This window comes from Pseudomonas brassicacearum subsp. neoaurantiaca, from assembly GCF_013608025.1.
GTDB lineage: Bacteria > Pseudomonadota > Gammaproteobacteria > Pseudomonadales > Pseudomonadaceae > Aquipseudomonas.
Genome location: NZ_VDLV01000048.1, coordinates 75,647 through 88,494, shown reverse-complemented (window position 1 = coordinate 88,494; position 12,848 = coordinate 75,647). Strand labels below are relative to the sequence as shown.

Annotated in this window: 10 protein-coding genes; all 10 read left to right on the top strand. The window is 61.0% G+C overall.

The features are described 5' to 3' along the window. The first annotated feature begins 182 nt into the window (after positions 1-182). Positions 183-1,064 carry a tRNA glutamyl-Q(34) synthetase GluQRS gene (gene gluQRS, locus FHK92_RS22525; protein ID WP_181290053.1) on the top strand — a complete coding sequence of 294 codons (882 nt, stop codon included), beginning with the start codon at positions 183-185 and terminating at the stop codon, positions 1,062-1,064. Positions 1,065-1,141: 77 nt separating this feature from the next. Beyond that, positions 1,142-1,318 (top strand): hypothetical protein, encoded by a 177-nt coding sequence (locus FHK92_RS22520; protein ID WP_003176118.1) that lies wholly within the window; start codon positions 1,142-1,144, stop codon positions 1,316-1,318. Then, complete coding sequence (locus tag FHK92_RS22515) at positions 1,302-4,256, top strand: sensor histidine kinase (protein WP_181290052.1); 2,955 nt, start codon at positions 1,302-1,304, stop codon at positions 4,254-4,256. Before FHK92_RS22520 ends, FHK92_RS22515 begins: the two co-directional genes overlap by 17 nt. A gap of 22 nt (positions 4,257-4,278) precedes the next feature. After that, positions 4,279-5,712 carry a sigma-54-dependent transcriptional regulator gene (locus FHK92_RS22510; protein ID WP_181290051.1) on the top strand — a complete coding sequence of 478 codons (1,434 nt, stop codon included), beginning with the start codon at positions 4,279-4,281 and terminating at the stop codon, positions 5,710-5,712. A 717-nt stretch (positions 5,713-6,429) separates the two neighbouring features. After that, on the top strand, positions 6,430-7,827 hold the full coding sequence (locus FHK92_RS22505; protein WP_181290050.1) for a polynucleotide adenylyltransferase PcnB: 1,398 nt from the start codon (positions 6,430-6,432) through the stop codon (positions 7,825-7,827). A gap of 3 nt (positions 7,828-7,830) precedes the next feature. After that, positions 7,831-8,316, top strand: a complete 486-nt coding sequence (gene folK / locus FHK92_RS22500; protein WP_181290049.1) for a 2-amino-4-hydroxy-6-hydroxymethyldihydropteridine diphosphokinase — start codon at positions 7,831-7,833, stop codon at positions 8,314-8,316. A 326-nt stretch (positions 8,317-8,642) separates the two neighbouring features. Beyond that, a complete protein-coding gene (gene panB, locus FHK92_RS22495; protein ID WP_181290048.1) occupies positions 8,643-9,443 on the top strand; it encodes a 3-methyl-2-oxobutanoate hydroxymethyltransferase in 801 nt (266 codons plus the stop codon). Then, a complete protein-coding gene (gene panC / locus FHK92_RS22490) occupies positions 9,440-10,300 on the top strand; it encodes a pantoate--beta-alanine ligase (RefSeq protein WP_181290047.1) in 861 nt (286 codons plus the stop codon). Before panB ends, panC begins: the two co-directional genes overlap by 4 nt. A 214-nt stretch (positions 10,301-10,514) precedes the next feature. Further along, positions 10,515-10,895, top strand: coding sequence for an aspartate 1-decarboxylase (gene panD / locus FHK92_RS22485; protein WP_003228271.1), 381 nt, complete (start codon positions 10,515-10,517; stop codon positions 10,893-10,895). Between the two features lie 332 nt (positions 10,896-11,227). After that, positions 11,228-12,848 (top strand): glucose-6-phosphate isomerase (gene pgi / locus FHK92_RS22480; RefSeq protein ID WP_181290083.1); only part of this gene is annotated, 1,621 nt, incomplete at its 3' end.

Genomic DNA, 12,848 nt, shown 5'->3' with positions numbered 1-12,848 from the left:
TTGCGATATTTTCTCCAAGCTTTGGTGCCCCCCTGTGGGAGCGAGCTTGCTCGCGATAGCGACCTGTCAGACACATCAATGTCGGCTGACCCACTGCTATCGCGAGCAAGCTCGCTCCCACAGGGGATATGCTTTGTTGTCGAGATCGTATTCCTCCTGCCCGGACCCAGTAACATTCGCCTATGACTGCCTACACCGGACGCTTCGCCCCCACCCCCAGCGGCCACCTGCATTTCGGCTCGCTGGTCGCCGCGCTGGCGTCGTATCTCGACGCCCGGGCCGTGGGTGGGCGCTGGTTGTTGCGCATGGAAGACCTCGACCCGCCACGGGAAGAGCCCGGCGCGCAAGCGGCGATTCTCAAGGCACTGGAAAGCTACGGGTTTGAATGGGATGGCGAAATGGTGCGCCAGAGTGACCGCCACGAAGCCTATCAGCAGGTCATCGATCGCTTGTTCAGCCAAGGCCTGGCCTACGCCTGCACCTGTTCGCGCAAGCAATTGGAACCGTATCAAGGCATTTATCCGGGATTGTGCCGCAACGCCGGTCACAACGCCGAGGACGCCGCCATCCGCCTGCGCGTTCCGGAACTCGAATATCACTTCGTCGACCGGGTCCAAGGCGAGTTCCGCCAACACCTGGGCCGCGAAGCGGGCGACTTCGTGATTCGCCGTCGCGACGGACTCTATGCCTATCAATTGGCCGTGGTCCTCGACGATGCCTGGCAAGGCGTCACCGACATTGTCCGCGGCGCCGACCTGCTGGATTCCACGCCGCGCCAACTCTACCTGCAAGAACTGCTTGGGTTACCACAACCGCGTTATCTGCACGTGCCGCTGATCACCCAACCGGACGGACACAAGCTCGGCAAATCCTATCGCTCGCCACCGTTGACCGCCGACCAGGCAACGCCGCTGCTGTTAAGGGCGTTGCGCGCGTTGGGCCAACAACCGGCGCCGGAGCTGGTCGATGCCAGCCCACGAGAGCTGCTGGCCTGGGGCATTCGCCACTGGGATGCGGGGCAGATCCCGCGCACACTGGCGCTGCCCGAAGCGCAAATACAGTGACGGCCCTTGCAGCCTGCCGCCTATCCGTTACCATCGCCGCACGTTTTCGGGCACGTGCATAAAAAAGAGAGACCGGGATGTACATCTATCGCTTGGTCCTGCTCCTGGTAGTGGGGATTTACCTGTTCTCCCCGGCCATCATGGATTGGTGGATCGATGCCACGGGTGCCTGGTATCGGCCGTATCTGCTCTGGCTGATCCTGATCGTCGTGACCTTTATCCTTCAGAGCCAAAAAGATGCCGATGAGCTTTAGCCTGACCCAGATGATCCTGATCAGCGCCGCCTACCTGGCGGTGCTGTTCGGCGTAGCCTGGATCAGCGAACGAGGCATGATCCCGCGCGCGATCATTCGCCATCCGCTGACCTACACCCTGTCGCTGGGTGTATATGCCAGTGCATGGGCGTTCTATGGCACGGTGGGCCTGGCCTATCAGTACGGCTATGGTTTCCTGTCCAGTTACCTTGGCGTGTCCGGAGCCTTCCTGTTGGCACCGGTGCTGCTCTACCCGATCCTGAAAATCACCCGCACCTATCAATTGTCATCGTTGGCCGACCTGTTCGCCTTTCGCTTTCGCAGCACCTGGGCGGGCGCGCTGACCACGATCTTCATGCTGGTCGGCGTGCTGCCATTGCTCGCGCTCCAAATGCAGGCGGTCGCCGACTCCATCAGCATCCTGACCCGAGAACCGGTGCAGCACCGGGTGGCGCTGAGTTTCTGCGTCCTGATCATCCTCTTCACGATTTTCTTCGGCTCACGGCACATCGCCACCCGTGAAAAACACGAAGGCCTGGTATTCGCGATCGCCTTCGAATCGGTGATCAAGCTGATCGCCATCGGCGGCGTCGGCCTCTATGCCTTGTATGGCGTATTCGACGGCCCGCAGCAGCTCGAAATCTGGCTGCTGCAGAACCAGACCGCCCTCGCCGCGCTGCACACGCCGCTCCAGGAAGGCCCATGGCGCACGCTGCTGCTGGTGTTCTTCGCCTCGGCGATCGTGATGCCGCACATGTATCACATGACCTTCACCGAAAACCTCAACCCGCGCTCGCTGGTCAGTGCGAGCTGGGGCCTGCCGCTGTTCCTGCTGTTGATGAGCCTGGCCGTGCCGCTGATCCTCTGGGCCGGGTTGAAACTGGGCGCCAGCACCAACCCGGAATATTTCACCCTCGGCATCGGCATCGCCGCCAACAACGAGGCGCTGGCGCTGCTGGCCTATGTCGGCGGCCTGTCAGCGGCCAGCGGCCTGATCATCGTCACCACCCTGGCGCTGTCGGGCATGGCCCTCAACCACTTGGTGCTGCCGCTTTACCAACCTCCAGCAGAGGGGAACATCTATCGCTGGCTGAAATGGACCCGTCGCGCATTGATCGTCGCGATCATCATGGCCGGCTACGGTTTCTATCTAATGCTGGGCGACGGACAGGACCTGGCCAACCTGGGCATCGTCGCGTTCGTTGCAACCCTGCAGTTCCTGCCCGGCGTACTGTCAGTTTTGTATTGGCCAACCGCCAACCGCCGCGGTTTCATCGCCGGCCTGCTGGCGGGGATTGTGGTCTGGCTGGTCGCCATGCTGTTGCCACTGCTGGGCAACCTGCAGGGTTTCTATATTCCACTGCTGAACATGATCTACGTGCTCGACGACACCAGTTGGCACATGGCAGCCATCGCCTCGCTGGCGGCGAACGTGCTGATGTTCACCCTGATTTCGCTGTTCACCAACGCCAGCAGCGAAGAAGCCAGCGCCGCCGAAGCCTGCGCCGTGGATAACGTGCGCCGGCCGCAGCGCCGTGAACTGCACGCTGCCTCGCCCCAGGAGTTTGCTACCCAACTGGCCAAACCCCTTGGTGCCAAGGCCGCGCAAAAGGAAGTCGAGCAAGCCCTGCGCGACCTTTACCTGCCGTTCGACGAGCGCCGTCCATACGCCTTGCGCCGATTGCGCGACCGGATCGAAGCCAACCTGTCCGGCCTGATGGGCCCCAGCGTGGCCCAGGACATGGTCGAGACCTTCTTGCCCTACAAGGCCGGCGGTGAGAACTATGTCACCGAAGACATCCACTTCATCGAAAGCCGCCTCGAGGACTACCACTCGCGCCTCACCGGCCTGGCCGCCGAGCTGGACGCCCTGCGTCGTTATCACCGCCAGACCTTGCAGGAACTGCCAATGGGTGTCTGCTCCCTCGCCAAGGACCAGGAAATCCTGATGTGGAACAAGGCAATGGAAGAACTGACCGGCATCGCCGCCCAACGCGTGGTCGGTTCGCGCTTGAGTACGCTGGGCGAGCCGTGGAAGGGCTTGCTGCAAGGCTTCATCGACCTGCCGGACGAACATCTGCACAAACAACACCTGGCGCTCGACGGCCAGACCCGCTGGCTGAACCTGCACAAGGCAGCAATCGACGAACCGCTGGCGCCGGGTAACAGTGGCCTGGTGCTGCTGGTGGAAGACCTGACCGACACCCAGATGCTCGAAGACAAGCTGGTCCACTCTGAGCGACTGGCCAGCATCGGTCGACTGGCGGCCGGCGTGGCCCACGAAATCGGCAACCCGATCACCGGCATCGCGTGCCTGGCGCAAAATCTTCGCGAAGAGCGCGAGGAGGACGGCGAGCTGACGGAAATCAGCGGCCAGATCCTCGAACAGACCAAACGCGTCTCGCGTATCGTCCAGTCCCTGATGAGTTTCGCCCATGCCGGCGGCCATCAGCACAATGACGAACCCGTCTGCCTGGCCGAAGTGGCGCAGGATGCTATCGGTCTGTTGGCGCTCAACCGGCGCAATTTCGAAGTCCAGTTCTACAATTTGTGCGACCCGGATCACTGGGTCGACGGCGATCCCCAACGGCTCGCCCAAGTACTGATCAACCTGTTGTCCAACGCGCGCGACGCCTCACCGGCTGGCAGCGCGGTGCGTGTCAGGAGTGAAGCCTTCGAACATACGGTCGACCTGATCGTCGAAGACGAAGGCAGCGGTATCCCACAGAACATCATGGACCGATTGTTCGAACCCTTCTTCACCACCAAGGATCCTGGCGAAGGCACCGGTCTGGGCCTCGCACTGGTCTATTCCATCGTTGAAGAGCATTATGGACAAATCACCATCGACAGCCCGGCCGATGTTCAGAGCCAGCGCGGCACCCGTATCCGGGTCACCTTGCCGCGTCATGTCGAAGCGACGTCCGCTGTGAACTGAGACCGTCGAGAGAATCGAATCAATGCCGCACATTTTGATCGTCGAAGACGAAACAATTATCCGCTCCGCCTTGCGCCGCCTGCTGGAACGCAACCAGTACCAGGTCAGCGAAGCCGGTTCCGTGCAGGAAGCACAAGAGCGTTTCAGCATTCCCACGTTTGACCTGATCGTCAGCGACCTGCGCCTGCCCGGCGCCCCCGGGACCGAATTGATCAAGCTCGGACAGGGCACGCCGGTGCTGATCATGACCAGTTACGCCAGCCTGCGTTCGGCGGTCGACTCCATGAAAATGGGCGCGGTGGATTACATCGCCAAACCATTCGACCACGATGAGATGCTCCAGGCCGTGGCTCGTATCCTGCGTGACCGCCAGACAGCGACCAGCCAGCCGGCGGAACCGACGAACGGCAAGGTCGCCGCCGGGAAGGCGGGGGCCAGCAATAGCAACGGCGAAATCGGCATCATCGGTTCCTGCCCGCCGATGCAGGATCTGTACGTCAAGATCCGCAAAGTGGCGCCGACTGACTCCAATGTGCTGATCCAGGGCGAGTCCGGCACGGGCAAGGAGTTGGTGGCCCGGGCGCTGCACAACCTGTCCCGCAGGGCCAAGGCGCCGATGATTTCGGTGAACTGCGCGGCCATTCCGGAAAGCCTGATCGAATCCGAGCTGTTCGGCCACGAAAAAGGCGCGTTCACGGGCGCCAGCGCCGGGCGTGCCGGCTTGGTGGAAGCGGCGGACGGCGGCACGCTGTTCCTCGATGAAATCGGCGAACTGCCACTGGAAGCCCAGGCGCGATTGCTGCGGGTACTCCAGGAAGGCGAGATCCGTCGAGTCGGCTCGGTCCAGTCACAGAAGGTCGACGTACGCCTCATCGCGGCAACGCACCGGGACCTGAAGAGCTTGGCGAAGATCGGACAGTTCCGTGAAGACCTTTATTACCGCCTGCACGTGATTGCCCTGAAACTGCCCCCCCTGCGCGAGCGCGGTGCTGACGTCAACGAAATCGCCAATGCCTTCCTCGCCCGCCAGAGCGCGCGAATCAACCGTACCGACTTGAAATTTGCTCTGGATGCCGAGCAAGCCATTCGTCATTACGCTTGGCCCGGTAACGTCCGCGAGCTGGAAAACGCTGTGGAGCGAGCGGTGATCCTGAGCGAAAGCCCGGAAATCTCAGCGGACCTGCTGGGCATCGACATCGAACTGAGTGACCTGGACGACGAAGAATTCATCGGCCTGGCCCCACAACAGGGAGGCGCCGCCAACAACACCAGCCATGAACCCACCGAGGATCTGTCCCTGGAAGACTATTTCCAGCATTTCGTCCTTGAACATCAGGACCACATGACCGAGACGGAACTGGCACGCAAGCTGGGCGTAAGCCGCAAATGCCTGTGGGAACGTCGCCAGCGGCTGGGGATTCCACGGCGCAAGACCGGGGCGACCAGCGAAAGCTGAGGCGCACAGGTAACATCGCACAATGTGAAAAAACTGTTACCTCAGCTTTTTCACGTAACAAAAGCCGGGGTTTACGGTAACGAAATCCCGGCTTTTTTTCGCCTCGAAAAAACCGGCATATCGATAGAACCCCCGGTTTCGCTGGGCCTGGCAAAAGTTGGCACGCACCCTGCTATAGCTTTGGTACAAGAACAATAACAAGCAATGCACAAGACAATAAAAATAAGACGAATCGACTCACGCACAATAAAAACAAGACGGCGAGAGGCGCAGCTAACTGATTCTTTTGGAGAGGCGTTGTATTTGGGGCTTGCCCCACAACCAGGCCGAGAACAATAAAAACTGTCTAGAGACAGGTGCCTGAACTGGTTGGATCGATTGATCACTGCAACACAGCGACCAAAGCAATCCGTTTGCTCTTGGCTCCCGATTGGGAGGGTCACGAAGGGAAAACCTCGTGGCGCGGGCACTCAACAAAAACAAGAAGCCCGAAACCAATAATAAAAACAGAGCACGCAACTAATTCTGGGGGAGCTTCGGCTCCCCTTGTGGTTTCTGTCGTTCCGCCTTCCCCGCTGCCTACAGACCGCGTCGCTCGAAGCTTGCAGCTCAAAGTGCCTGCGTCCTACACCATCCGTTGACTAAATGCTAGAATCCCCGCCCATCATGCGGCCATTCTTCGTTTTTGGCTGAATATTCCTTCAAACAGTGCATCCCATGCTGAAGAAGCTGTTCCAGTCATTCCGTTCTCCCTTGCGTCGTACGCAACACATACGCAGCACGCCTGAAGTGCTCAGTAGCGGCCAGCATTCGTTGCAAAAGGCCCAATTCAGCCGTTACGCGGTGAACATCGTCGAACGCCTGCAGAACGCCGGCTACCAGGCTTATCTGGTCGGCGGTTGCGTGCGCGACATGCTGCTCAATATCACCCCCAAGGATTTCGACGTCGCCACCAGCGCCACGCCTGAGCAGATCCGCGCCGAATTCCGCAATGCGCGGATCATCGGCCGACGTTTCAAGCTGGTGCATATCCACTTCGGTCGCGAAATCATCGAAGTGGCGACCTTCCGCGCCAACCATCCGCAGAACGACGAAGATGAAGACAGCAACCAGTCGTCTCGCAACGAGAGCGGACGCATCCTGCGCGATAACGTCTACGGCACCCTGGAAGAAGACGCGCAGCGCCGCGACTTCACCATCAACGCCCTGTATTACGATCCGGTCAGTGAGCGCATCCTCGATTACGCCAACGGCGTGCACGACATTCGCAATCGCTTGATCCGTCTGATCGGCGATCCCAAGCAGCGTTACCAGGAAGACCCGGTGCGGATGCTGCGGGCCGTGCGTTTTGCCGCCAAGCTGGATTTCGGCATCGAAAAACACAGCGCCCTGCCGATTCGCGAACTGGCGCCGATGTTGCGGGAAATCCCCTCGGCCCGCCTGTTCGAGGAAGTGCTCAAGCTGTTCCTGTCGGGCAACGCGGCGGACACCTTCGAAATGCTCGTGGACCTGCAGCTCTTCGATCCGCTGTTCCCCGCCAGCGCCGAAGCCCTGGAGCACAACCCGACCTACACCCACACCCTGATCAGCGAAGCACTGATCAACACCGACCTGCGGATCAAGCAGAACAAACCGGTAACGCCTGCGTTCCTGTTCGCCGCCTTGCTCTGGCCTGCCCTGCCCGCTCGCGTGCTGCGCCTGCAAGACCGTGGCATGCCGCCAATTCCTGCGATGCAGGAAGCGGCCCACGAGCTGATCGCCGAACAGTGCCAGCGCATTGCGATCCCGAAACGCTTCACGATGCCGATTCGCGAAATCTGGGACATGCAGGAACGCCTGCCGCGGCGCAGCGGCAAACGTGCCGACCTGTTGCTGGATAACCCGCGTTTCCGCGCGGGCTACGACTTCCTGCTGCTGCGCGAAAGCGCCGGCGAACAGACCGATGGCCTGGGTGAATGGTGGACCGATTACCAGGACGCCAACGACAGCGAGCGCCGCGAGATGATTCGTGAGCTCAGCGGCAAGGACGACGGCACCAGCGGCCCGCGCAAACGTCGGCGCAGCAGCGGTGCCAAGCGCAAGCGTGCCGGCGTACCGAGCGCATCAGACGAGTAATCAATGGAACGCATCTACATCGGCATGGGCAGCAACCTGGCCGAACCCGCCGAGCAACTGCGCAGCGCCATCGAGGCGCTGGCGCGACTGCCCGAGACCCGACTGGCAGGCGTCTCGGCATTTTATCAAAGCGACTCGCTACTTCCCGGCCAGCCACGCTATACCAACGCCGTGGCAGCATTGGAGAGCAGCCTTGCACCGCTGGATCTGCTCGACGCGTTGCAAGCCATCGAAACCGGCCAGGGCCGCGAGCGCCTTGAGCGCTGGGGCCCGCGCACCCTGGACCTGGACATTCTGCTGTTCGGTGACCGTCTGATCGACGAGCCCCGCCTCAAGGTTCCCCATTACCATATGCAAGCCCGGGCCTTTGTGCTCTACCCGCTGGCAGAGTTGGCACCCGCCGACCTGCGCCTGGCAGATGGACGCTTGCTCAAGGATCTCCTTGCAGCGTGCCCATTTGTCGGCCTGGAACGCTTATTTCCTGCTTGAAATACATCCCTTTGTGGGAGTGAGCTTGCTCGCGATTACGGTCGATCAGTTATCCAACTGTGGCTGATACAACGCTATCGCGAGCAAGCTCGCTCCCACAGGATCCAGCACCCGGCAGTCAGATTCGAAACACGCCCCTACGCTGAAACGCATCAGTAACCCCGGTAACACCCGGCGGTAACACATCCAATTGACTTCCCCGATACTCCTCACGACTATAGGCGTCCCGTCGCCGCCAACGCGGCGCTAATGGGCGCAATCCAGGCCTTACAAGCACCACGCTTAGAAGGTGCGCCTGTATTCAAGCGCCTTATGAGGACTTTTTCATGCCAGCTATTACCCTGACCACGCTGCAAGGTCTCAAGCAAAAAGGTGAGAAGATCACCATGCTGACCTGCTATGACGCCACTTTCGCCCATGCCTGCAATGAGGCTGGAGTCGAGGTGCTGCTGGTGGGCGATTCCCTCGGCATGGTGCTGCAAGGTCACGACAGCACCTTGCCGGTGACAACCGCCGAGATGGCCTACCACGTGGCCGCCGTCAAGCGCGGTAACACCGACGCGCTGATCCTCGCCGACTTGCCGTTCATGGCCTACGCCACCCTCGAACAAACCATGACCAACAGCGCCATGCTGATGCAGGCCGGCGCCCATATGGTCAAGGTCGAGGGCGCGTTGTGGCTGGCCGACTCGATACGGTTGCTGGCCGAACGTGGCATTCCGGTGTGTGCCCATTTGGGCCTCACCCCTCAAGCCGTGAATATCCTCGGTGGCTACAAGGTCCAGGGCCGCAATGAAAACCAGGCGCGGCAGATGCGCGCCGATGCGATCGCGCTGGAGCAGGCCGGGGCCGCCATGTTGCTGCTCGAATGCGTGCCCAGCGAACTGGCCCAGGAAATCACCCAGGCGGTGAAGATTCCAGTGATCGGCATCGGCGCCGGTAATGCCACCGACGGCCAGGTACTGGTACTCCACGACATGCTCGGGCTGTCGATCACCGGGCGCGTGCCGAAATTCGTGAAGAACTTCATGGCCGGACAAACTTCCATCCAGGGCGCCTTGACCGCGTACGTAACCGAGGTCAAGGCTGCGACCTTCCCCGGCGCCGAACATGGGTTTTCCGCATGAACACCGTCAAGACCGTACGTGAATTGCGGGCCGCCGTAGCCCGCGCCCGCGGCGAAGGCAAACGCATCGCCTTCGTCCCGACCATGGGCAACCTCCACAGCGGTCACGTGGCGCTGGTGACCAAGGCCACTCAACGGGCCGACTTCGTGGTGGCGAGCATTTTCGTCAATCCGTTGCAGTTCGGTGCCGGCGAAGACTTGGATAAATACCCGCGCACCTTGGCGGCCGACCAGGAAAAGCTGCTCCAGGCCGGTTGCCACTTGCTGTTCGCCCCCAGCGTCGAAGAAATGTACCCCGACGGCATGGCCGGGCAGACCAGGGTCAGCGTCCCGCAGTTGTCCGAGGGCCTGTGCGGCGCCAGTCGTCCAGGGCATTTCGAAGGCGTGGCGACAGTGGTCAGCAAGCTCTTCAACATGGTCCAGCCGGACCTGGCGGTATTCGGCCAGAAGGATTTCCAGCAACTGGCGGTAATCCGCGCCTTGGTCCATGACTTGAACATGCCGATCCAGATCATCGGCGAGCCGACCGTTCGCGCCGAAGACGGCCTGGCGCTGTCGTCGCGCAACGGCTTCCTCAGCCCCGAGCAGCGCGCTGTCGCGCCGGTCGTCTATCGGGTCCTGAACCAGATCGCCGAGGCCATCCAGCAGGGGCAACGGGATTACCCCGCGCTCATCGCTGAGCAACTCAAGCAACTCGAAGCCGCGGGCCTGCGCCCCGATTACCTGGAAATCCGTCACGCCAAGACCTTGCGCCCTGCCGTGAGCGAGGATCGCGACCTGGTGATCCTGGTGGCGGCATTCCTCGGTACCACGCGCCTGATCGACAACCTGCACCTGGATCTCGACGCGCACGCCTGACACCTCAGCCCCGATGTGGGAGCGAGCCTGCTCGCGAAAACGGTAGGTCAGTTGATATAGAGTTTGACTGATGCACCGCTATCGCGAGCAGGCTCGCTCCCACAGGGATGATGTGGTGTTTAACAGACTGCATCTGCACATCCCTCCCGTATTGCCGCCCCGGAAGCCTTCGGGCAAACTGCCCGCCGTTCGGACCCGACCAGAGGAAACACCCATGCACGCCATCATGCTCAAGGCCAAGTTGCACCGCGCCGAAGTCACTCACGCCGTGCTCGACTACGAAGGCTCCTGCGCCATTGATGGAGAGTGGCTGGACCTGTCGGGAATCCGCGAGTACGAACAGATCCAGATCTATAACGTCGATAATGGCGAGCGCTTCACCACCTACGCCATCCGTGGCGAGGAAGGCTCGCGAATGATCTCGGTGAACGGCGCCGCAGCGCACAAGGCCAAGGTTGGTGACCGCGTGATCATCTGCGCCTATGCCCATTACAGCGAAGCCGAGCTGCTCAACTTCAAGCCGCGCATGCTTTACATGGCGCCGGGCAACGAACTGAGCCACACCAGCAATGCCATTCCGGTCCAGGTTGCCTGACCGAGCCCACCCGTTTCACCTCCCTGTGGGAGCGAGCTTGCTCGCGATTGCGGTGTGCCAGTTGATACAGATGCCGACTGGCACAAAGTCATCGCGAGCAAGCTCGCTCCCGCTGTTGATTATCTCCGTCTGTCGGCCCCTTCCCTCCCTGCTGTATAAAAAAGTACCGGGAAACGGTCAGACAAAGTCAAGACAGATCGCAACGCGAGGTTTACTGTAGTCGCCCTGTGCCCGGCGATCGTGTCGACGCAGTTATCCGGACGCCTGCCTTCAGCCGCGCCGGAATTTATAATGTACAAAAGGTCGTTCAAGTAAAAAGGAAACCCGCAGCGATGGCGTATTACCGAACTCCTCAAGACGTGACCGCTCTGCCCGCCTGGCAAGCGCTGAATGACCACCGCAAAGCCATGCAGGATTTCAGCATGCGCGAAGCGTTCAATGCCGATCCGCAGCGTTTCAACCAATTCACCCTTTCGAGCTGCGGCCTGTTTCTCGATTATTCGAAGAACCTGATCAACGCCCAGACCCGGAACCTACTGGTGGGCCTGGCGAACGAAGTCGACCTCAAGGGCGCGATCAAGGCGCTGTTCGAAGGCGAAATCGTCAACGCCTCGGAAAACCGTCCCGCCCTGCACACCGCCCTGCGTCGCCCGGTTGGCGACAAGTTGCTGGTCAACGGCGTCAACGTGATGCCGGACGTGCACAAAGTGCTGAACCAGATCACCGACTTGGTCGGCCGCATTCACGACGGCCTGTGGCGCGGTTACACCGAGAAGCCGATCACCGACGTGGTGAACATCGGTATTGGTGGCTCTTTCCTCGGACCGCAACTGGTGTCCGAAGCACTGTTGTCCTACACGCATAAAGGCGTTCGCTGCCACTACCTGGCGAACATCGATGGCAGTGAATTCCACGAACTGACCATGAAGCTTCGCGCCGAGACCACGCTGTTCATCGTCTCGTCTAAATCCTTCAACACCCTCGAAACCCTGAAGAACGCCCAGGCCGCCCGTGCCTGGTACCTGGCCCAGGGCGGTTCGGAAGCGGAGTTGTATCGCCACTTCATCGCGGTATCGAGCAACAACGCCGCCGCCGTGGCCTTCGGCATCCGCGAAGAGAACATCTTCCCGATGTGGGACTGGGTCGGCGGTCGCTACTCGCTGTGGTCAGCCATCGGCCTGCCGATCGCCCTGGCCATCGGCATGTCGAACTTCAAGGAATTGCTCTCCGGCGCGTATTCCATGGACCAGCATTTCCAGAGCGCACCATTCGAACAGAACATGCCGGTGCTCCTGGCATTGCTGGGCGTGTGGTACGGCAACTTCTGGGGTGCGCAAAGCCACGCGATCCTGCCGTACGACCACTACCTGCGCAACATCACCAAGCACTTGCAACAGCTAGACATGGAATCCAACGGCAAGAGCGTGCGCCAGGACGGCACGCCCGTCTCCACCGACACCGGTCCGGTGATCTGGGGCGGCGTCGGCGCCAACGGCCAGCACGCTTACCATCAGCTGCTGCACCAGGGCACCCAATTCATCCCGGCCGACTTCATCGTGCCGATCGTCAGCTTCAACCCGGTTTCCGACCATCACCAATGGCTGTACGCCAACTGCCTGTCCCAGAGCCAGGCACTGATGCTCGGCAAGACCCGCGCCGAGGCCGAGGCCGAGCTGCGTGACAAGGGCATGAGCGAGGACGACGTGCAGAAGCTGGCGGCACACAAGGTGATTCCGGGCAACCGTCCGAGCAACACCTTGGTGGTCGAACGCATCAGCCCGCGCCGCCTCGGTGCGCTGGTTGCGCTGTACGAACATAAAGTCTTCGTACAAAGCGTGGTCTGGGGCATCAACGCCTTTGACCAATGGGGCGTGGAGCTGGGCAAGGAGCTGGGCAAGGGCGTCTACAACCGCTTGGTGGGCAGCGAAGAGAGCACCGCCGAAGATGCCTCGA